This window comes from Pseudomonas prosekii (assembly GCF_900105155.1).
Lineage (GTDB): Bacteria > Pseudomonadota > Gammaproteobacteria > Pseudomonadales > Pseudomonadaceae > Aquipseudomonas > Aquipseudomonas prosekii.
Genome location: NZ_LT629762.1, coordinates 4222906 through 4243820 on the forward strand (window position 1 = coordinate 4222906; position 20915 = coordinate 4243820).

A 20915-nucleotide genomic window follows, 5' to 3' on the forward strand; every position below is an offset into this window, starting at 1 on the left:
TGAACTCGTACCCCATGTTTCTGTATGGGAAACACAACTAATCTGTCGGTAGTCTTATTCTTACGGTCACTCGGCGTTATTGCGGTTTTTTGGTTATTTTTCTTCCCGCCATATGCCTTGAGGACTACGCGCTCGCCAGAAGCGTCCTGCTTACTTAAAGTTTCAATTGGTTGATCATGCCTCCGCGTTCAATGTTCAAGTCCACGACTTGTTAGAACCTTCAACGATCTATCTCATTTAAGTAACAGGGAGTTAACCATGTTCAAGAAGTTTGCAGTTTCCGCGCCGCTGGCTGTTCTGGTCTTTGCTTCGACCGCTGCATTGGCCAAGGATGACGCCAGCACTACTATCAACATCAAGGCTGAAATTCCGACCAAGCAGTTTCATGCCCAGCCGCGCGATCCGAACTTCGGTCGCGACGAAACCATGGTCTTCAACACGGTGACCGGTGAACTCAATAGCCTGCGTCAGACGTACGACCTGAAAAACACTGACGGTTCCATCAATGCCTACATCGAGGGCGGTACAGCTGCGCTCTACAACGGTGCTTCGGCAATCCCGCTGACCATCTCCATCGGCGGTGTCGTGCTGGACGGCACGTCCAAGGAAATTGCCGGTGATGTGCCCTCCAACCCAGGCATGCAAGCGGACATGATCATCGCCGCCACCAAGCCTACAGATACCCAAACGGGCCTGTTTACCGGCAGTCCAGTGGTGATGTTCGACGCCGTTCCGCGCACCGTCACGCCGTGAAGGGCAACCCTTCGGTTCGTTGACTGAAATACCCCGATCGGCTCGTCACCCTGACCGGCCGACCGGGTTCCACCGTATCTACCGTCCGTATTCAGAGTATCTGGTTCATGTTCCCGATGACGCCCATCGCGACAGCGCTCGCCTTGCTGTTTTGTTCATCAGTGCTGGCTGCGCCAACTAACGGTAATACTGCGCCGCGCTCTTTGCTGGCTCAGGCCAAAGGTCTTCCTGCGGAGTTTGAAGAACACTTCTTTGATGTTCCGTTGGCAGTTCGAATTGAACGTGATCAACAGTTCATGGGAGAAGCAATGGTGGTGTTATCACGTGACGATCGTATTACGTTACTTGAAATGACCGACATTCGAGACAGTGACCTCAAAGCCCCTGAACGCGACGCGCTGGCGACTTATCTCAAACAAGGCGTGCCTCTTGGGGCGTGCTCTGCCAACTGTCCGGCCAACTTGCTGGCCGTGCATTACAGCCTGGAAAACTCCCTGGTTTCGCTCGTTACCGAAAACGCTGAACGCGACGACCAACCCCAGGCTTACTACGAACAACCTCAGCACGGCAGCACCGGCCTGATCGTGCGCAATCAATTGAACCTCAATGGTGGCCAGGACCAGGACCTCGGCGGACGCTACGGCCTGGAGGCGAGCAGCAGCCTCGGCAACTGGACCCAGAGCGTCAACCTGCAACTGGCCCGTCTCGGTGGTTTCGACGACCAGCTCTATCACGCGGTGCACGAGCTCTATACCCAACGGGAACTGCAAGGCAGTTTTCTGCGCCTGGGCTATTTCATGCCCAATTCCGAAGGCCTCAGCCGCCAGCCACGCGCATTTGGTCCCAGCCCGGACACGGCGGTCGGCGTTATGTATGGCAGCTCCGACAGTCTGGCCATCGACAACCCGAAACCCAGCGTTTATCCGATTTACGTCACCGCCAATCGCCTCGGTTCGGTGGAGATTTATCGCAACGGGTTGCTGGTCAACACGCAACCGGTGCCGGCCGGGTTGCAGACCCTCGACACCCGGCCGTTGCCCGGCGGTATCTATGAAGTCGAAGTGCGGCTGATTGAAGATGGCCAGATCACCTCGACGACCCAGGAACTGGTTTACAAGCCCAATAACTGGCGCAACCACGACCAACGCTGGCGCTATAACGTGTTCGCCGGGCGCGAAAGCAAACTGCTGAGCAACTGGGAAGAGCAGGCCGACGGCGGCATGTCTGCCGGCGCCGCGCTCAACTATTTGCTGCACCCGCGCGTGGTGCTGGGATTGTCGGCGCGCCAGGTCCGTGAACAATTGCAGTACGGCTCGTCGGTCGATTGGACCGTGGCCAACAATGCCAGCCTGTTCGCCAACATTTACCAGACCGAAGACCACGGCACTGGCGTCGATCTGCAAGCGCTTTACAGCTACGGCCTCGGCACCGTCGTCGCCAGCCACAATCGCAGTTGGCTCGACACGCGCAACACCTACGAAACCTTGCCCGACGGCACACGCATTCGTCAGCGCAATGTGTTCACTGGCGAAACCAGCAATTCCTCGCTGTCGCTGACCCATCGCTTGAACAACCGTACTTCGCTGAACGGCCGGGTGTCGCACAGCGAGGGCAATGTCGAAGGCGTCGGCCTCGATCTCGGCTGGACCCAGCGCAGCAACCTGTTCGGCAGTGACGCCAATTGGCGTTTCACCGTGTTCGATCGGCCGGCCAGCACCAGCAGCGGCGACAAACGCAACCGTGGCGTCGACCTCAGCGTGAGCCTGGCGCTCGGCGGGCCGGGCGAGCAAATCTCCGGCAGCCTCGGCTCGCGCACTTCGCGCGATGGCCGCCGCGACCACAACGCCTCGCTGACCTATCGCAAGGATCTGCAGGACTTTGTGCTGCAAAGCGTCTCGGCCACGGCGATTGCCGATACCTACGGCGTCGGTATCTCGGGCACAACCAATTTCATGACCGACACAGTGCTCGGCGATGCCTTCGCCCAGCGCTCGTCGTACAGCGGCGACATCACCGGCGGCCTCAACCTGGACAGCACGTTCGCCGTCGGCGGGCAGAAAATGGTCCTGACCAGTCAGCATCAGGGCCGCGGCGCCGGGATGATCATTGACGTCGAATCCGATGTCGAGGACATCGCCCTGCGCGCCGATGACCTCAGCGGCGGCAGTACCGCGTTGCGTGCGGGGCGCAACTTTGTGCCGATCACCGCGTACCGCAACGGCGCGGTGAGTTTCGATTTCGAGGGCAACCACGTGCCGGCCGCCAACATTCAGCCGCCGCGCATGAGTTATCACCTGAACAAGGGCGGCGTGGCGTATCGCAAGGTCCAGGTGATGAAAACCGTGACCGTGCTCGGGCGCCTGATCGATCCGCAAGGGCATCCATTGAAAGGGCATCACATCATCAACCACGCCAGCCGTGGCGTGAGCGAGGTCGATGGGTTCTTCTCGATGGAAATGAACGCCAGTTCACCGACCCTGCAAGTGCGTCGGGGCGATCAGTTGCTCTGCCAGTTCCGCCTCGATACCCGCGCGGCGCGTATCGAACAGGATGTGCTGATGATCGGCGATCTGCGCTGCACACCGGACACGCTGGCCGACAGCTCATTTAATTCTGAAACGGCAGGCTGATTGATGAACAGAACACTTCGACACCTCATCGGGTTCAGCATGTTGTGCGGGTTGGCGCCAGCGGCCAATGCCCTGACTCAGGAGATCAGCGCGGTCTTCACGCCGGACCCGGCAAACCCGCTGAAAAACGAGTTCGTCAACACCACACCGGAGAGCGGCGTGTGCACCTTTCACATCCCGGCGCGCTGCAAGCAACTGAACATTTTCACCATTCGTACGGCTTTTTATGCGCACACCAAAACGCCGATCCTGGCCAACCACACTAACCCCCGCGACGGCGCAATGTGGAAGATGCCTTCGGACTGGCGCGACCTGCAGGTCACGCATTCGCGCACCGGGGAGGTCGCCACCGTGCAAATGCGCATCGCCGGCATTGGTCATCGCTGGGATGTGCGTCCTGGCGTAGCAGTCTGGGCCCAACCCGGAATTACCTGGCAATCGCAATGGCGTTATGCGCCCAGCCCCTGTGAAGGCACCGGTTACGTTGCTGCAGGGACCAATTTCGCGCTGTTCTTCTGGCTGGTCCCGGAAGGGGCTGGCGTGTGCAGCCGCCAACCGGGAATGGATATTACGGCGTTGCAATACTCCAACCTCGAATATGCCTATGCGCTGAAAACCCCCAACCCGCTGGGCATGTCCTCGGGTCAGTACACCGGCACCATGCGCTACACCGTCGGGCCGGGAGGCGACATTGATTTCGGCGACAACATGAGCACCGCCGAAACTGAATTCGTCTTCAACTTCACCCTCGACGTGCAACACACCCTCAAAGTCGAAGTGCCGCCCGGCGGCAATCGGGTCGAGCTGGTGCCGCAAGGTGGCTGGCAAGCCTGGCTGCAACGCAATCGTCGCCCGGAGCGCTTGTTCCGCGACCAGACCTTCAATATCTCGGCGTCCAGCCGTTTCAAGATGCAGCTCGATTGTCAGTACGGCGACGGCAGCAACCAGTGCCTGTTGCGCGAACCGCAATCGGGCGGTGCGGTGCCGGTGAACATCAGCGTCACGTTGCCCAACGGTTTGACCGACGGCGCCGGGCAAGCGGTTAACCGCCGGCCCTTGATGCGTGACGGCAGTGGCACCGAACTGTTCCAGCCAGGTTTTTATGTCGATCGCAAACCCGGTCAATTGCACTTCGAAATCGCCCGCGAACAAGTGGCCGAGATGCTCACCGGCGTCGGCAAAACCTACGCGGGCAATGTCACGGTTATCTGGAATTCGGAAATCTGATCACCGCTGCCGGAATGTCCGCGCAGCGTTCAACTGAAGGATCGAAAACAATGAAACGGCTATGGGTATTGTTGGGTGCAGGTTTGCTGCCGCTGTTGGCCGAGGCTGGGCCGGCGATCAATGTCGGCGTGGTGTACGACTATCTGGACGGCGATAAAAGCACCTACCTGAAACGGGTTTTCAATGGCGGCGACAGCACGGCGTTCGTCAAAATCAATATTCACGAAATCATCTATGACGCCGACGGCAGACCCACGGAATTGCCGGTAAAGAGCCTGGCCGACAGCAGCGCCCGCGACGGTCTGATGGCCAGCCCGGCGCGCTTGATTGTGCCGGTGAATGGCATGCAGGGTACTCGGCTGCTGTTTATGGGCGAACGTGAGCGCGAGCGTTATTTTCGCGTGCGATTCGTCCCGGTGGTGCCGGAGAAAGAAGATGAGTTTGCCGTCTCCGTCGAAGAGCGCGACGCCTATCAACAGACGCTGGCGGCCGGGGTCAACGTGTTGGCGGGTTACGGCACGATCTTTTTTGTGCGCCCCAAAGACGCGCGTTTCAACACGCAGATTGACGAGCGCCCTGGCCAATACGCATTGCGCAACGACGGCAACACCGTGGTGGTGGTCGACGACCTCAAGGACTGCGCCGTCAGCGATGAAAACGATTGCCAACCGGTGACCAAAACTCATGTGCTGCCGGGCCGAACGTTTCGTTTCGAGAAACAGGCCGGGCGCCAGTACCGCTTCAAACTGGTGGAAGGTGCGGCGCAGAAAAACGTTGAGGTGAAGGGATGAAACGCCCGGGATTCAAGCGCGCATTGCTCGTTTCGCTGGCTACTGTTTTGTCGTTGACCAGCACGCACGCGCTGGCAATTCGTGAGGAGCAAACCTTTCACGTTTCGGTGACGATCCCCACCAGCGAGTTTTACGTATTGCCGGTCAACTCGATGTTTCTGGAGCGCGAGCAGGTGATGGCGTGGAACCCGGTGACCGCCGAGCTCACACCGTTGCGCGAACATTTCGACGTGAAAAACACCAGCGGCAGTATTTCCGCGCGGCTGGCGGCTGAGCCGTTTTTGTTCAATGGGCGCGAGCGCATTGACCTGGCCGTGCAGTTCAATGGGCAGCGTTTGTCGTTGCTGGCGACACCGGTGGTGGATGAACAGCAGGCGCGTGTTGGCCAGCGCGTGCGCCTGGAGATTGCGGCGCTGAAACCTGTTACCGGTTATGTGCCGGGGCAGTATTTCGGCACGGTGCAATTGATGTTCGATGCGGTGAATCCATGAAGCGCCCGTGCAGTGGCTTGCTGTTGTTCATTTGCCTCGGCGCGCAGGCCGATGTGGTGCAGATAACCGCCGAGTTCGCCCCCGATCCGGCGCGTCCGAACATCAATGAGTTCAAGAACACCACGCCTGATAGCGGTTATTGCGCCGAGAATCCGTCGTCTTGTGACGGAACGGGTGGGTTCGACAAATTGTTCAGCATCGAGAGCTCGATTGATGTGCAGTCGATCAATCCGATTCCAGCGAATCACTCCAATCCACGCCAAGGTGCGATGTTCAACATCTCGGCGGCGCAATGGCGCGATGTGCCGGTACAGGATGACCAAGGCCGTCCGGCGATGGTGCAGGTGCGCATTGCGGGGGTTGGCGGACGTTATCGGCTGAGTCGCAGGGTTCAGGAACTGATCGGGCGTGAGGATTTGCCGGTATCCACCTCTCATTCGCGCCTATGGGACACCGGCGACTGGGGTATTGCGCCCAGACCTTGCGAAACCGGACGCGCGGGAGCGGGCCTGACGGACACTGATTTTGCTTTTTTCTGGGGCACTTCTGTGCTCGGCACTTGCGCAACGAAAGCCCGTTTCGACATACCAGGTTTCTCCTATCTCCGATTGAATTTTGCCTACCAGATCCGCACACCCGATCCGTTGAAAATGGCTCCTGGGACCTATACCGGCAGCACCCTTTATCGATTAGGCCCCGGCGCCGATTTCGACATGGGCGACAACATGCTCGCCAGTCCGGACACGCTGCAGCTCGACTTCACCCTGACGGTCAATCACGTATTGGCGGTGGAAATCCCACCCGGCGGTAATCAGGTGCAACTGGTGCCGCACGGCGGCTGGCAAGCGTGGCTGCAGCGTAATCGTCGGCCGGAACGGATCTTCCGCGACCAGACCTTCAATATCTGGACGTCGACACCGTTCAAGATGCAATTGAGCTGTGCCACCAACCTCGGCAATACCTGCGCGTTGCAGGACGCGGCGGGCAATCAAGTGCCGGTCGACGTCGCCGTGACGCTGCCCCACGGGCTGGTGCGCAACGGCCAGTCGGTGGTCAACCAACCCTTGCGGCTCGATGGTCAGGGCACTGAACGGTTCGAACCCAACGTCTACGTGGCGCGCAAACCCGGCGTTGTGCATTTTTCCGTGGCGCAGGAGGGCGTCAAGCAAATGCTCGACTCGGGCAGCGATAAATTTGCCGGGGACGTCACGGTGATCTGGGATTCCGAAATCTAGCCCTGGGTCTGGTTGCTCGCTGTCACCGTCGGCGCCAGACATTCGGTGTTGCGCCCCGGTTGCAGGTACGGGGTCAAGATCGGCGCCATGCCTTTGAGCACTTGCACCGGCAACGCCGAGGTGAACTTGAAGGCCTCGGCGGTGCGCCCCGGCACGAACGCGGTCAACGTGCCGAAGTGGTGATCGCCGATATAGAACACAAACGTCGCCGTGCGGTTGATCGATTTTGAACTGAGAATCCGCCCGCCGGAGCCAATCGCTTCAATGCGGTTATCGCCGGTGCCGGTCTTGCCGCCCATCGCCAACGCGGTGCCGTCCGGGGTTTTGAAACTGCCGGACACACGTTTCGCGGTGCCGGCATCCACCACTTGCGACAAGGCTTCGCGCATCGCCGTGGCAACCTCGGAAGGCATCACCCGTTTGCCGACATTTGGGTCATTCACCACTTTGGTTTCGTACGGCGTATCAGCGGCAAAGTGCAGGCTGTCGATGCGCAAGGTCGGCATGCGCACACCGTCGTTGAGAATCGTGCCGATCAGCTCGGCCAACGCTGCCGGGCGGTCGCCGGAACTGCCAATCGCCGTGGCCAATGACGGCACGAGGTGGTCGAACGGGTAGCCGACTTGCTGCCAGCGCTGGTGAATATCGAGGAATGCTTCAATCTCGAGCATGGTGCGAATACGGCTGTCGCGCGCGCCTTTGTGTTTGCTCTTGAACAGCCAGCTATACACTTCCTGACGTTCGAACTGGCTGGCTTTGACAATCTCGCTGAACTTGGCTTCCGGGTGATTGAGCAGGTAGCCGATCAGCCACAAATCCAGCGGATGCACCTTGGCGATAAAACCCTGATCCGGCAGGTCATACGAGCCGGGGCCGTAGCTCAGGTACAGGCGTTCGAGGCGTTCGTCGGTGAGTTTTTCGTTGAGCTTGGCGCCCTTCAAGTGCGAGCGCACGAAGCTGTTGAACGCAGTCTGCTCGGCTTCCGGGTACAGGTAACGGTGCACCGCCGCCATGCGAATTGGCGTCGGGCGCATGCTGTCGAGGAAGGTTTCGAGGCGCGCGTCGGTGTCTTTGTTTTTGTACTTTTTCCAGAATTTCAGCAGAAACGACGTGCCTTCACGGTCGGCGAATGACGCCAGGTATTCCTGCCGGCGCGGGTCGCGGTCGTCCTTGAGCAGCTCGGCACTGTTGCTCGGCCCGGAATACGTGGTGTAGCGCACGATGTCGCGCATCAGCCGAATGAACGGCAGGTTGATCGATTCACGCAGGGCATCGCGCAGGGTCGGAATACGCCCGTTGTCTTCGTTACGGAAGTTGTGAAAGGTGTGCAGCCCGCCACCGGTGAAAAACGCCTCGCCGGGGCTCGCCGAGTATTTGCGATCAAGCGCCGCGCCGAGCAGTGTCGGCAGGCTGCGGTCGCTGTTCTGGATCAGGTAATCGACGACCCAGCGGCTCAGGCGATCCTGATCCGGTACTTCGGTTTTCTTCAGTTCGGCGACGGTTTTGTCGGCGTATTTTTCGTGCAGTTCGGAAATGATCTGCAAGTACGTGGTCATGACCCGCATCTTGGCGGTGGAGCCAAGTTCCAGTTTGCTGCCTTCATTGATGTCGAACGGCTGGTCGGTGCTGTCGGTTTGCACCCGCACCCGCGAACCGTCCGGGGTCAGTTCGAACAGGGTGAAGCTGTAGCGCACCTGAGTGGTACTGGTCGGCGTCAGCAAACGTTCGCCGATCAGGCCGATCTGCCCGGCAAACGCCGGGTCGGCGAGGTGTTTGAGGTATTCGGTGGCCTGTTTTTGCAGGTCACTTTGCAAGGTGCTGGTGGCGGAGAGGTCGAGGCGGTCGAGGTCATACAACGGACGGTTGAGCATCGAGGCCAAGCGGCTGCGTGCGGTGCTGATGCCTTTATTGGATTCGATCGGCTGGATCGTCGGTTGCGTCTGCCAATCGCGGTAGGTGACTTTGCTGGCGAGCGCGGCAGCGGCGAACGGTGCGTCGATCACGCCGTTCTGGGCGAGCAGGCGGACGTGGCTGTCGGTGAGGCTGGCGAGTTCGTCGTGGCCCTTGGTCAGGTAGTGCGAAGGGCGGCGCTGGGCGATCATCAGCGAGAGCATTTCGCGCAGGGCCAGGCCTTTGTCGGCCATGGTTTTCGCGTCGGTGGCGGTGCTCGCGAGGGTTTCATTGGCCTTGTTGAAGTCGGCGCCGTACCAGACGCGCAAACCTTCGGCCATGCCATGTACTTCACCGTGGCCGGGCACGGCCGACAACGGCACGCTGTTGAGGTAATCGCGCACCACATTCTGCCGCGCCTGCAAGGTCTGCGGCCCGCCCTGATAGGCGCGCACGCTGGCAGAAATCATCTGCCGAATCTTCTCCGCGCCGGACACGGTCAGGCCGTCGGGGGAGTGGCGATACTTCTCAAGTTGCGTCGCCAGGGTGCTGCCGCCGGCGGATTGACCGGGCAAGTGCATGATCTTCGCGACTTGCGACCACGCCGCCATGCCGAAGCGCGGCCAGTCGACGGCGGGGTTGGCCATGGGTTGTTTCGGGTCGAGCAGGAAGCGGTTTTCGATGAACAACAAGCTGTTGACCACCACCGGCGGAATCGCGTCGAAGCTGGCGTAGAGCTGTTGCGGGTAGTTGAACTGATACAGCGGCGCCGCGCGGCAATCGGTGATGGTCAGGCCGGCCTGGATTTTTTCCGCGTAGGGCACGAAAAAGCCCCGGTCGCTATAACTCATCAGCTCCGGGGAAAAACGCGTTTGCGCGGCAACGATGTAATTTCGCTTGAGCAGGCGCGGCAGGAAATCGTCCATGGCGCTGTAGCCCAAACGCAAATCAAACGGGCCGGCGCCCGGATAGCGAATCGCATCGCTGGGGCCGGGTTGCAGCTCATAACTCAGGGACGCGGCAAATTTGCTGACCTCGGTGGATTGAAATTTCGATGTGCGCATTTCCTTGGCAGCCGCCAACCCCAAGGCAACCGCGATAATCAGCAGCAACAACCAGAACGCCTTCCAGCCGTGCCGGTTACGACGGGATTTTTCAGGTAAAGGCGCTTCATCCACACGTTCAGTCGGAACCACGGTTTTACTCGAATCGGTTTGCCATAAAGCGCCCATAGTCGACTGATCCATTCACGCAGATTGATCGGACTTGTCTGAAGCTTAGTCGGTGGTTGGCGTTGGTGAAAAAATTGTGGGTGGAGAAATTTCCGAGGCCGGGAGTTTGCCAAGCAGGAAGCCTGCTTCCAATCGGCTCATGAATCACACCAAAAAACCTGTGGCGAGCGAGCTTGCTCGCGCTGGGCAGCGCAGCGGCCCCAAGATTCTGTGAGCGCTGCGCACTCAAGCGCGAGCAAGCTCGCTCGCCACAAGTGACGGTTGATGCTGAGAGGCCCGTTCGATCAGCGCCCGAACCTGCTTCCACAAAGCCATGCACCACCACAACCCCCGTGGCGAGCGAGCTTGCTCGCGCTGGGCAGCGCAGCGGCCCCAAGATTCTGTGAGCGCTGCGCACTCAAGCGCGAGCAAGCTCGCTCGCCACAAGTGACGGTTGATGCTCAGAAGCCCGTTCAATCAGCACCCGAGCCTGCTTCCTCAAAGCCATGCACAACCACAACCCCCGTGGCGAGCGAGCTTGCTCGCGCTGGGCAGCGCAGCGGCCCCAAGATTCTGTGAGCGCTGCGCACTCAAGCGCGAGCAAGCTCGCTCGCCACAGGGTTGAGTGTTATTCATAGCCAGCAGGCATCCCACAGTGGGTAGTCGCCGATGTTTTTCACCAGGCCCGCACGCAATGGGTTGGCGACGATGTATCGAGCATAGGGCCGTAGATCCTCGCCATCGCGGAGCGCTCGGTCGTGATAACCCTGCTGCCAGAACGCCCCTTTATTTCCCGTGGCTCTGTTTATTGTCAGGGTGCTACGCGACTTGATGGCCTGCATCAGTTTTGCCAGCGACCGTTGTTCGAGTTGCACCAGCCAGTGCAGGTGGTCCGGCATGATCACCCAGGCAATCGAGTTAACCCATTGCTCGTCATGCGCGCGCCTGAGTTCAGCAACCAGTAGCCGCCCCGAGCGCCAATCACTGAAGATCCGTCGTCGTTCATGCACCACGACCGTAATGAGATAACCTCGTCCCGGCTCTGACCAGCGGCCAAGACGCAACAGGTGTGAATTTGGATGTGGATGCATTCCATGGCGTCCTTTCACGATGACCTGCATTAACCCTAGTGCTCCACCTTCCTACTCCCGCCGGCAAATGCTGTGCGAAAAGTCTGAAGCTCTTGCAGGAGTCGAACATCCAACCTGCCCCAGTGGTGAGCGAGCTTGCTCGCGCTGGGCTGCGCAGCGGCCCCAAGGTTTTGTGAGCGCTGCGCACTCAAACGCGAGCAAGCTCGCTCGCCACAAGTCGGGGTTAGGTCCAGAAGCCTGCACAATTCAGCAAATGAGCCTGCTGCCATCAGGTCATGCACGAGCACCACCCCCTGTGGCGAGCGAGCTTGCTCGCGCTGGGCTGCGCAGCGGCCCCAAGGTTTTGTGAGCGCTGCACACTCAAACGCGAGCAAGCTCGCTCGCCACAGGATGTCTTCACCCACAATCCGCGCGCTAGACACCTCAACCGCCTCCCCAAGCCATCCGCAGACATGACGATGCACCATTGCTGTGCAATAATCGCCAGCGTTTTTGCGACGAATAATCTGACAAAACGCAGGTAATGCCCCTCCGTAAACCGGGCTTTTGGCGAGAGTTGTCGCTGAATGTTGTGGGTTATAGAGTGAAAAACCCTGCGGGAAGGTTTTTATACTGCACGCCCCGCTGATCTTGCAGGTTTTGTCCTACAAGACGCGTTTGCTCAAAAGGCAAGCGCGGTTTCAGGCAAGCAACGGCTTATCGGTCGACGCTTCGATACTCGGTGGTCATATCCAATAACAAGACGAGGTTGTACCCCCATGCCAGCAGGCAATCATCTGCCCCAAGGCGAGACCGCTCAGGGCGGTCCGCTTAAACGCGAACTTGGCGAACGGCATATTCGCTTGATGGCGCTCGGCGCCTGTATCGGTGTCGGCCTGTTCCTCGGTTCGGCCAAGGCGATTGAAATGGCCGGCCCGGCCATCATGCTTTCCTACATCATCGGCGGTCTGGCGATCCTGGTGATCATGCGCGCCCTCGGCGAAATGGCCGTGCACAACCCGGTCGCCGGCTCTTTCAGCCGTTACGCCCAAGACTACCTCGGGCCATTGGCCGGCTTCCTCACCGGTTGGAATTACTGGTTCCTGTGGCTGGTGACCTGCGTTGCCGAAATCACCGCAGTGGCCGTTTACATGGGCGTCTGGTTCCCCGACGTGCCGCGCTGGATCTGGGCGCTGTCGGCGCTGGTCAGCATGGGCACGATCAACCTGATCGCGGTCAAAGCCTTCGGTGAATTCGAATTCTGGTTCGCCCTGATCAAGATCGTCACCATCATCGCCATGGTCATCGGCGGCATCGGCGTGATCGCCTTCGGTTTCGGCAACGATGGTGTGGCGCTCGGCGTCTCCAACCTTTGGGCCCACGGCGGCTTCATGCCGAACGGCGTGCAAGGCGTGTTGATGTCACTGCAAATGGTCATGTTCGCCTACCTCGGCGTCGAGATGATCGGCCTGACTGCCGGCGAAGCGAAAAACCCGCAGAAAACCATTCCCAACGCAATCGGCTCGGTGTTCTGGCGGATCCTGCTGTTCTACGTCGGCGCGCTGTTCGTGATCCTGTCGATCTACCCGTGGAACGAAATCGGCACCCAGGGCAGCCCGTTTGTCATGACCTTCGAGCGTCTGGGGATCAAAACTGCCGCTGGCATCATCAACTTCGTGGTGATCACCGCAGCGCTGTCGTCGTGCAACGGCGGCATTTTCAGCACCGGGCGCATGCTCTATAGCCTGGCGCAGAATGGCCAGGCCCCGGCCGGTTTCGCCACCACGTCGAGCAACGGTGTGCCGCGTCGCGCGCTGCTGCTGTCGATTGCTGCGCTGCTGGTCGGCGTGCTGCTCAACTATCTGGTCCCGGAAAAAGTTTTCGTCTGGGTTACCGCGATTGCCACGTTCGGCGCGATCTGGACCTGGGTGATGATCCTCCTGGCGCAGCTGAAATTCCGCAAAGGCCTGAGCGCCAGCGAACGTGCCGGCCTGAAATACAAGATGTGGCTGTACCCGGTCAGCTCGTACCTGGCGTTGGCGTTCCTGGTGCTGGTGGTTGGTCTGATGGCCTACTTTCCGGACACTCGCGTGGCGCTGTATGTCGGCCCGGCGTTCCTGGTGTTGCTGACGGTGTTGTTCTACGTGTTCAAGCTGCAACCGACTAACGTCACCCAAGGTGCGGTGCGTTCAGCTTCGTAAATCCAATGCCTGAAACACAAAAGCCCCGGTCGTGATGATCGGGGCTTTTGCGTTTACAGCGGCACTGGCTACGAGGGAAGACGCTGCGCAGGCGCCGCCGAATGAGTGGCAACTGGCGCGGTCAGCCGCTTGTTCAGATCCAGCCACGCGCCCAGCAACGCCATCAAACCAACACCCACCAGTGCGGTGAAGATCTGCATCGCGAACGCATCGCCGGTCATCGCATTGATCATGTCCGCCAGCGGCGCCAGCAACACGCCGAGGCAGAAGATTTCCAGCGAATAACGGCCCATCCGGCAACTCTGCTGCGCCAGCCAGTTTTGCGTCCAGGCGCTGCCCGGCAACAGCTTGGCGGTGACGTAGGCCAACGCGAGGAAATGCACCAGGCGCACCGGCGACAGATCGGTCTTACTGATCGGATACAGCAGATTACTCAGCCACGCCGGCACCAGCGCGTCATGGATTTGCGGCCAGCGCCACAACAGCGTAATCACCCCGGCCAGCAGCACATACACCGCTGCCGCCATGAATAACGGCTGGCGCAGCAGCGAGCGGGTGTCGGGCGCCCGTGGCCGTTGGCCGATAATCGCCGTCGCGCCGCCGAGCACAAACAGCAATTGCCAGGTCACCGGATTGAAATACCAGACGCCGTCCTTGATCGCCGCGAGGTTCCAGCCCAGCGGCGGCGCCAGCAAGTACACCGCCGTCGACACCGCCACCACCGCCCACGGCGCGCGCACCAGCAACGGCAACACCAGCGGCAAACCCGCGAGCAGCACGATATACAGCGGCAACGGGTCCATCAGGTTGGGTTTGAAGCGCAGCAGCAGTTCGTCCGTCAACGCCTGCTGCGGGTTGGTGATGAAGTGGTGCAGGCCCATTTCCTCGACCAGATCGCGGGTTTCCACGTGGCTGTTGGCGAAGAACACAATGCCCATCAGCATCGCCAGCAAGAAGATATGCACCACGTACAGCACCCAGGTGCGCCGAAGGATTTTCAGGCAGGCGATCAGATAACCGTCGCGCTTGAGGATCTTGCCGTAAGCCATCACCGCCGCGACGCCGGCGAGAAACACGAAGATTTCTGCGGCATCGCTGAAGCCGAGATTGCGCAGGGTGATTTGCCCCAGCGGGTTGTGCGGCACGTGATCCCAGAAAATGAAGATCAGCGCCAGGCCGCGGAAAAAGTCGATTCGATGATCGCGTTCAGACGTCATGGCTGAGTGCTCTTGAACGTGTATTAAAAGGAGTGTCACGCAATACAAAAGGGTGCGTGCCGCACATCGGCGGCGCGCAGGGTCGCGTGATCGGGCGACAAATGCAAAGTCGGGATATTACGGGATATTGCCCGGCCCCACCGTTGGTCGAAAAATCGCAGAGCAATCGCCAGCGCTGCGTTCAATACCTTATGGGTTAAACGCAGTCACCCCAAGGGGCGCGGACATGAGGATGCGCGACTGGCTCGACAGAGAACTCGGCGCCCGCCGCGTCGGATTATTCTTTGTGCTGGCAACGTTTGCCTACGTGTTGCCGCTGATCCTCGCCGACCACCCATACATCGATGACAACTGGCGTTCGCTCGCCGCCGGCACGGGTTGGGCCGGGGAGGGGCGGTTGTTCACGCAGCTGTTCTACAACGGGCTGACTTTCACCGACGCGGCGCCGAACATCTTTCCGTTACCGCTGTTGCTCGCGACGTTGGCGATGGCCTGGGCGTTGACCCGCCTGACGTTCCACTACTTTGTCGCACCGACGTTGAGCCATTGCCTGGTGGTGCTGGGGTTTTGGTACAACCCGTTTTTCCTGCAGAACCTCTCCTATCAATACGATGGCCCGGCGATGACGTTGAGCCTGGTGGCGGTGATCGGCGCGATGACCTTTCGCGGTGCATCGCGGGTCCAGACCTTGACCATTCCCGCGTTGCTGATTGCCTTGGGGCTTGGTCTCTATCAGGTCAGCATCAATGTGTTCCTCGGTTTGTGTTGCCTGGAATTGCTGCGCTGGGCACATCATCGGCAGCCCGATTGGCATCGATTGATCGCCTGGAAACTCGCGCAATTGGGTTTGGCCCTGCTGATCTATGGCGTCACGGCGTACGCCTACATGAAACCGGGCCGCACCGGTTTGCTTGATGGCTCGGCGGACCCGTTGCTGCAAGTCGGCATCAATATCGGCCGAGTATTGGAAAAAGTCGGGCTGCTGTTTCACGGCGGATTCGCCTGGGTGTTCGCGGCGTTGTTGCTGACCGCGATTACCGGCAGCGTTCTTATCGGGCGGCGGGTGATCGAGCGTCAGACAACGCGTATGCAGCGCGCCGGATTCGCTTTGCTGTGCCTGCTGAGCGTGGCGCTGATTGTTCTGCTCGTCCCCGGCGCCGCGCTGTTGTTCCGTGATTTCAATGAAGGCGCGCGCACCTTGATGGGGTTTTCGGTGCTGCTGTTATTGGTGTTCTACCTCAGCCATCTGGCGTTAACCCGCGTGCACCGGCGATTGCCACTGCTGTTGCTGATTCCCCTGTTGGCGATGCTTTCGCTGTCCTACGCCTACGGCCGCGTGCTGGTGCTGCAGAAAACCTTCGCCACCGCCGCGCTGAATGCCTTGAGCTACGACATCGCCTCACGCCCGGCGCTGCGCGACGCCAAACGCATTTATCTGTCGGTGACTTATTCCGATCACTGGCTGACGGCGGCGGCGGGTTCGTTCCGGCAACTGCCGGTGCTGCATTATCTGCTCAACACCGACTACTACATGCTCGCCGAAAACCTGCCGAAAGTCGGAATCACCAACGTCGTCGCCGAGCGCGAGCGGCGTAATGCGACGCGGGTCGGTTACCAAGGTTTTGCCCCGGTGGTCGACAGCTTGTACTACCGCATTTACCTGATCGGCGATTACGGTTTTATCGTCATGAAGGAACCGGCGCCGGTAGTGGAGTTGCGCTGGTGAGCGCACGTCTGCGGATCGTTTGACTGTAACTTCTGACAGTAGACGGCATTCAGGCATGACCCTAGTTTGAGAGGCTCGCGCAGTCGCGATCAGGGTTAGGTGAGCCGGCATGACTTTCTGGAAAGGCTTCAGCGCATACGCGACCATCGGCGTGGTCAACACACTGATTCATGCGCAGGTATTTTTTGTCCTCTACACCGCTGCGGAACTCACTCAGGCCATCAGTAATTTGACGGCGTTTGGTGTGGCAGCGGTGTTTTCGTTGTATTTGAATACGCTCTACACCGTTGAAAGCGAGATACCGCTGTTGGCGTATCTGCTGTTCATGTTGTTGATGGGTGTCGTCAGTTACGGCGTCGGTGAATTTGCCGATATGCGCCAGCTACCGGGGCTTGTGACCGTGGTCTGCTTTGCGCTGATCAGCCTGGTGTGCGGTTTTCCGTTTTCGAAACTGGTGCTGGCTCGCACACAGGAGTCTTGAAAATACCGACACTCAAGCAGCCGCCACCTCATTGGGCTCAAAACTGTCCGCCCGCGCCATCTGCCACATCCGCGAATAAAACTCGCCGCTGACTTCGCCGGTGAGCAATTCCCCCGGTTTCAGGAACACATGCAACTGCGAGAACAACTTGATTTCGGTCGCTGACATGCGTCGCACCAAGTGTTTGGCCGACAGTTGCGACGGGTGTTCCAGCCCCGCAGCGGCGAGCATTTCCGCCAGTGCCTTGAGCGTATTGCGGTGGAAGTTGAACACGCGCTGGGCTTTGTCCGGCACCACCAAGGCGCGTTGGCGCAGGGTGTCCTGGGTGGCGACGCCGGTTGGGCATTTGTTGGTGTGGCAGCTTTGCGACTGGATGCAGCCGATGGCGAACATAAAGCCGCGCGCCGAGTTGGCCCAGTCGGCGCCGATGGCGAGGACGCTGGCGATGTCGAAAGCGCTGACGATTTTGCCGCTGGCGCCGAGTTTGATTTTGTCCCGCAGGTTCAGGCCGACCAGGGTGTTGTGCACGAACAGCAAAGCTTCGCGCATCGGCACGCCGATGTGGTCGGTGAATTCCACCGGGGCGGCGCCGGTCCCGCCTTCCTTGCCGTCGACGACGATGAAGTCCGGGAGGATGCCGGTTTCCAGCATCGCTTTGGCAATGCCCATGAATTCCCACGGATGACCCAGGCAAAACTTGAAACCGACGGGTTTGCCGCCGGACAGTTCACGCAGTTGCTGGATGAATTGCATCAATTCGACCGGCGTCGAGAACGCGCTGTGGCGTGACGGCGAGATGCAATCTTCGCCCATCATGATGCCGCGCGTTTCGGCGATTTCCTTGGTCACCTTGTGCTTGGGCAGGATCCCGCCGTGGCCGGGTTTGGCGCCTTGGCTCAGCTTGATTTCGATCATCCGCACTTGCGGCGTTTGCGCTTGTGCGGCGAAACGCTCGGGGTCAAAACGGCCTTCGGCGGTGCGGCAACCGAAGTAGCCGCTGCCGAGTTCCCAAGTCAGGTCGCCACCGTTTTCACGGTGATAAGCGCTGATGCTGCCTTCGCCGGTGTCGTGGGCGAAATTGCCGAGCTTGGCGCCCTGGTTCAACGCGCGAATCGCATTGGCGCTGAGCGAACCGAAGCTCATCGCGGAGATGTTGAACACCGACGCCGAGTACGGCTGGGTGCATTGCGGACCGCCGACGGTGACGCGAAAACTGCTCGGGTCGGTCAACGGCGCCGGGCGCATGGAGTGGCCGATGAACTCGAAACCGGCCTGATAGACATCGATCAAGGTGCCGAACGGTTTATCGGCGCTTTCGTTTTTCGCCCGCGAGTACACCAGCGAGCGCTGGGCCCGGGAGAAGGGCAGGGCGTCGCTGTCGGATTCGAGCAGGTATTGGCGGATTTCCGGGCGAATACCTTCGACCAGGTAACGGATATTGCCGAGGATCGGGTAGTTGCGGCGCACGGCGTGCGGGCTCTGCAGCAGATCGAACAGGCCGATCAGGCTGAGGACGCCGGTGACGGCGGTGAATGGCCAAAGCCATTCGTGGTGCAGAAATGGCAGGCTGGCGAGGGTGAAAATGACGCACGCGGCAAAGAACGCGTAGCGGCTCAGGAGTGACAGGCTCATACGGTTTCCCTGGGTTCGGACTCGGTTGTGTGCAACACGCTATCCCCTGTAGGAGCAAAGCTTGCTCGCGATGGCGGTGTGTCGGCCAGCATCCATGTTGAATGTGATGGCCTCTTCGCGAGCAAGCTTCGCTCCTACAGGGACCGTGGCGTTTGCTGTAGGAGCAAAGCTTGCTCGCAATGGCGGTGTATTGGCCAGCATCCATGTTGAATGTGGAGGCCTCTTCGCGAGCAAGCTTTGCTCCTACAGGATCGTGTTGCTTCAGGCATTTTGTGCTTGCAGGAATATTGAAAACAGCTCCTGTTGGGATTTGATCCCGAGCTTGCTGTACATGTGTTTCTTATGGACTTTCACGGTTTCGACGGAGATTTCCAGCTTGCGGGCGATTTCTTTACTGGAGCAACCGCTGAGCATCAGGCGCCCGACGTCGAGCTCGCGGGCGGTCAGTTGCGCGCCTTTGAGTTGTTGCACCGAGGCTTCGAGTTGCACCCGCCAATCGGTTTGCGGCGGCGCCGGGGCGAGCGCCACGACTTCGTTGATTTCATAGGGCAGGCGCTGGCGTAACAGGCCCAGCACCCACGGCTGGATCAGCGACAGCAAGGCAATCTGCTGCGCGCTGAAGCGTTGTTTGCTGCCCAGCGACAGGCACAGCGTGCGGTCGCCTTCTAGTTGGCAATTGAACTGGATTTCGTCGGCGACCACATTCAGACGAAAGTAGCGCTGGTAATACTCGGTCAGCTCGAAGTGCTCGGGCGCGACTTCCGAGAGTCGATAAAGCCCGGTGCGCGATTGTTCGCGGCAGGCAATGTAGAACGGATCGAGCAGGTACAAACCGCGCAGGTAATCCTGAAACAGCTGATCGGGGCTGCCGTCCTCGCCGGGGCATTCGGCGAACACCTGCGGGTGTTGCTCGGCGCTGAATAGCAGCACCACCCAGCTGTCGAAATCCACGTATTGATCGAGCAAACGCAGCAGTTGCGTCCAGAAATTGGGCTTGTCGAGGGCGTCGATCAATTGCCCGACCGAGCGGTGCCAGGCGATGTCATCCAGCGAAAGTGTCATGCGTCTACCCCTATCGGGTTACCCCGGCCGCGTGATTCCCTGGCCGGTTGCTTGCTGCGCATACTGGCGCACAGACACCGACCGGGCAATCTTTCTGCTGCCCCGGCGCCATAACAAGGAATACCCATGAAGGTCGAACTCGCCCAATTGGCTGGCCGTGACAATGACACGGCTTACAACCTCGAACGCGCGCTGGCGGCGATTGCTGCCTGCGCTGCCGACACGCAACTGATCATGTTCCCCGAAGGCCACTTGATGGGCTTCCCCTCCGCACAAACCGTGGCGCAAGTCGCCGAAACGCTGGACGGCCCGACCGTCCGCGCGGTGCTCGCCGCTGCCCGCGAGCGCGATATTGCCGTGGTGGTCGGCATGGCCGAGCGCGACAACGGCCGGTTTTACAACACCACGTTGCTGATTACCCCCGAAGGCATTGCCTTGCGTTATCGCAAGACGCATTTGTGGGCCTCGGATCGCGGCGTTTATGAAGCGGGCGACCGTTACGCCACGTGTCTGTGGAACGGGGTGCGCGTCGGTTTGCTGATTTGCTACGACATCGAATTCCCGGAAAGCGCGCGAGCCCTGGCGCAGTTGGGCGCCGAAGTGTTGCTGGTGACCAACGGCAACATGGACCCGTACGGCCCGACCCATCGCACCGCGATCATGGCCCGCGCCCAGGAAAACCAGGCGTTCGCGCTGATGGTCAATCGGGTGGAGGAGGGTGACGGCGGGTTGCTGTTTGCCGGCGGCAGTGCGCTGGTCGATCCGCTGGGCACGTTGTTGTTCGAGGCCGGGCGCGAGGAAGGGCAGTTTGCCGTTGAACTGGATTTGCCGCAGTTGGCGGCGGCGCGCCAGGACTATCGCTATCTGGATGATCAGCGGCTGAAATTGCCGGGGGAGATTGTCGAGCATGCCGATGGATTGCGCGAGTTGCTGATTCCGCAGCGCTAGGTATCAAGCGGTGTGTCAGTTGGAACCGCCCCTCACCCTAACCCTCTCCCCAAGGGGGAGAGGGGACTGACCGAGGTGACTGGACATTTTGCGGCGACCTGAAATATCGAGCTGAACACAGAGTTGAAAAAAAGTCCCCAGTCGAACCCGGGATTGAAAAGAAATACCCCGTCGAACCCCAAGATTGAAAAGAAATACCCAGTCGAACCCGGGATTGAAAAGGAATACCCAGTCGAATCCAAGATTGAAAAGAAATACCCAATCGAACCCAAGATTGAAAAGGAATACCCAGTCGAATCCAGGATTGAAAGGGAATAACCAATCGAACCCAGGATTGAAAAGGAATACCC

At 59.7% G+C, this 20915-nt stretch carries 15 protein-coding genes; 10 read left to right on the forward strand and 5 right to left on the reverse strand.

Annotation, left to right across the window (positions count from 1 at the left end; genetic code table 11):
* Positions 1 to 258 precede the first annotated feature (258 nt).
* From BLU01_RS19335 to BLU01_RS19360, 6 genes are all read left to right on the forward strand, one after another.
* Positions 259 to 753 carry a CS1 type fimbrial major subunit gene (locus tag BLU01_RS19335; RefSeq protein ID WP_092278537.1) on the forward strand — a complete coding sequence of 165 codons (495 nt, stop codon included), beginning with the start codon at positions 259 to 261 and terminating at the stop codon, positions 751 to 753.
* Between the two features lie 107 nt (positions 754 to 860).
* Positions 861 to 3383: a CS1-pili formation C-terminal domain-containing protein gene (locus tag BLU01_RS19340; RefSeq protein WP_092278539.1), complete on the forward strand. Its 2523-nt coding sequence runs from the start codon at positions 861 to 863 to the stop codon at positions 3381 to 3383.
* Between the two features lie 3 nt (positions 3384 to 3386).
* The gene (locus BLU01_RS19345) at positions 3387 to 4610 is read left to right on the forward strand and encodes a hypothetical protein (protein ID WP_092278541.1); all 1224 of its coding nucleotides are present in this window, start codon (positions 3387 to 3389) and stop codon (positions 4608 to 4610) included.
* Between the two features lie 50 nt (positions 4611 to 4660).
* Positions 4661 to 5401: a pilus assembly protein gene (locus BLU01_RS19350; RefSeq protein ID WP_092278543.1), complete on the forward strand. Its 741-nt coding sequence runs from the start codon at positions 4661 to 4663 to the stop codon at positions 5399 to 5401.
* Positions 5398 to 5892, forward strand: coding sequence for a CS1 type fimbrial major subunit (locus tag BLU01_RS19355; RefSeq protein WP_092278545.1), 495 nt, complete (start codon positions 5398 to 5400; stop codon positions 5890 to 5892). The genes BLU01_RS19350 and BLU01_RS19355 overlap by 4 nt, the downstream gene beginning before the upstream one ends.
* Positions 5889 to 7127 carry a hypothetical protein gene (locus BLU01_RS19360; protein ID WP_092278546.1) on the forward strand — a complete coding sequence of 413 codons (1239 nt, stop codon included), beginning with the start codon at positions 5889 to 5891 and terminating at the stop codon, positions 7125 to 7127. The genes BLU01_RS19355 and BLU01_RS19360 overlap by 4 nt, the downstream gene beginning before the upstream one ends.
* Here the strand turns inward: BLU01_RS19360 and BLU01_RS19365 are convergent.
* Together BLU01_RS19365 and BLU01_RS19370 are read right to left on the reverse strand one after the other, a co-directional pair.
* Positions 7124 to 10249, reverse strand: coding sequence for a transglycosylase domain-containing protein (locus BLU01_RS19365; protein ID WP_092278548.1), 3126 nt, complete (start codon positions 10247 to 10249; stop codon positions 7124 to 7126). The genes BLU01_RS19360 and BLU01_RS19365 overlap by 4 nt on opposite strands.
* A 611-nt stretch (positions 10250 to 10860) precedes the next feature.
* On the reverse strand, positions 10861 to 11319 hold the full coding sequence (locus BLU01_RS19370) for an REP-associated tyrosine transposase (RefSeq protein WP_092281666.1): 459 nt from the start codon (positions 11317 to 11319) through the stop codon (positions 10861 to 10863).
* Positions 11320 to 12077: 758 nt separating this feature from the next.
* Here BLU01_RS19370 and BLU01_RS19380 point away from each other — a divergent pair.
* Positions 12078 to 13499, forward strand: coding sequence for an amino acid permease (locus BLU01_RS19380; RefSeq protein ID WP_092278552.1), 1422 nt, complete (start codon positions 12078 to 12080; stop codon positions 13497 to 13499).
* A gap of 68 nt (positions 13500 to 13567) precedes the next feature.
* Here the strand turns inward: BLU01_RS19380 and BLU01_RS19385 are convergent, their stop codons facing one another.
* Positions 13568 to 14716: an OpgC family protein gene (locus tag BLU01_RS19385; RefSeq protein ID WP_092278554.1), complete on the reverse strand. Its 1149-nt coding sequence runs from the start codon at positions 14714 to 14716 to the stop codon at positions 13568 to 13570.
* A gap of 226 nt (positions 14717 to 14942) precedes the next feature.
* Here BLU01_RS19385 and BLU01_RS19390 point away from each other — a divergent pair, with 226 nt between their 5' ends.
* Both BLU01_RS19390 and BLU01_RS19395 read left to right on the forward strand, forming a co-directional pair.
* The gene (locus tag BLU01_RS19390; protein ID WP_092278556.1) at positions 14943 to 16442 is read left to right on the forward strand and encodes a glucosyltransferase domain-containing protein; all 1500 of its coding nucleotides are present in this window, start codon (positions 14943 to 14945) and stop codon (positions 16440 to 16442) included.
* A 109-nt stretch (positions 16443 to 16551) separates the two neighbouring features.
* Positions 16552 to 16923 (forward strand): GtrA family protein, encoded by a 372-nt coding sequence (locus BLU01_RS19395; RefSeq protein ID WP_092278558.1) that lies wholly within the window; start codon positions 16552 to 16554, stop codon positions 16921 to 16923.
* A gap of 12 nt (positions 16924 to 16935) precedes the next feature.
* Here BLU01_RS19395 and BLU01_RS19400 read toward each other — a convergent pair whose 3' ends face one another.
* Both BLU01_RS19400 and BLU01_RS19405 read right to left on the reverse strand, forming a co-directional pair.
* Positions 16936 to 18555 (reverse strand): FMN-binding glutamate synthase family protein, encoded by a 1620-nt coding sequence (locus BLU01_RS19400; protein ID WP_092278560.1) that lies wholly within the window; start codon positions 18553 to 18555, stop codon positions 16936 to 16938.
* 261 nt (positions 18556 to 18816) lie between these two features.
* Complete coding sequence (locus tag BLU01_RS19405) at positions 18817 to 19617, reverse strand: helix-turn-helix transcriptional regulator (RefSeq protein WP_092278562.1); 801 nt, start codon at positions 19615 to 19617, stop codon at positions 18817 to 18819.
* Between the two features lie 126 nt (positions 19618 to 19743).
* On the opposite strand from BLU01_RS19405, the gene BLU01_RS19410 reads away from it, so the two are divergent.
* Entirely contained in the window at positions 19744 to 20565 is an 822-nt protein-coding gene (locus BLU01_RS19410) for a carbon-nitrogen hydrolase family protein (protein WP_092278564.1), read from the forward strand.
* Positions 20566 to 20915: the final 350 nt, after the last annotated feature.

Coding starts and splice junctions, on each gene's coding strand:
- BLU01_RS19360 (WP_092278546.1), top strand. CDS start 5,889: ATGAAGCGCCCGTGCAGTGGCTTGCTGTTGTTCATTTGCCTCGGCGCG.
- BLU01_RS19400 (WP_092278560.1), bottom strand. CDS start 18,555: ATGAGCCTGTCACTCCTGAGCCGCTACGCGTTCTTTGCCGCGTGCGTC.
- BLU01_RS19365 (WP_092278548.1), bottom strand. CDS start 10,249: ATGGGCGCTTTATGGCAAACCGATTCGAGTAAAACCGTGGTTCCGACT.
- BLU01_RS19390 (WP_092278556.1), top strand. CDS start 14,943: ATGAGGATGCGCGACTGGCTCGACAGAGAACTCGGCGCCCGCCGCGTC.
- BLU01_RS19370 (WP_092281666.1), bottom strand. CDS start 11,319: ATGCATCCACATCCAAATTCACACCTGTTGCGTCTTGGCCGCTGGTCA.
- BLU01_RS19405 (WP_092278562.1), bottom strand. CDS start 19,617: ATGACACTTTCGCTGGATGACATCGCCTGGCACCGCTCGGTCGGGCAA.
- BLU01_RS19340 (WP_092278539.1), top strand. CDS start 861: ATGTTCCCGATGACGCCCATCGCGACAGCGCTCGCCTTGCTGTTTTGT.
- BLU01_RS19395 (WP_092278558.1), top strand. CDS start 16,552: ATGACTTTCTGGAAAGGCTTCAGCGCATACGCGACCATCGGCGTGGTC.
- BLU01_RS19350 (WP_092278543.1), top strand. CDS start 4,661: ATGAAACGGCTATGGGTATTGTTGGGTGCAGGTTTGCTGCCGCTGTTG.
- BLU01_RS19410 (WP_092278564.1), top strand. CDS start 19,744: ATGAAGGTCGAACTCGCCCAATTGGCTGGCCGTGACAATGACACGGCT.
- BLU01_RS19335 (WP_092278537.1), top strand. CDS start 259: ATGTTCAAGAAGTTTGCAGTTTCCGCGCCGCTGGCTGTTCTGGTCTTT.
- BLU01_RS19345 (WP_092278541.1), top strand. CDS start 3,387: ATGAACAGAACACTTCGACACCTCATCGGGTTCAGCATGTTGTGCGGG.
- BLU01_RS19355 (WP_092278545.1), top strand. CDS start 5,398: ATGAAACGCCCGGGATTCAAGCGCGCATTGCTCGTTTCGCTGGCTACT.
- BLU01_RS19380 (WP_092278552.1), top strand. CDS start 12,078: ATGCCAGCAGGCAATCATCTGCCCCAAGGCGAGACCGCTCAGGGCGGT.
- BLU01_RS19385 (WP_092278554.1), bottom strand. CDS start 14,716: ATGACGTCTGAACGCGATCATCGAATCGACTTTTTCCGCGGCCTGGCG.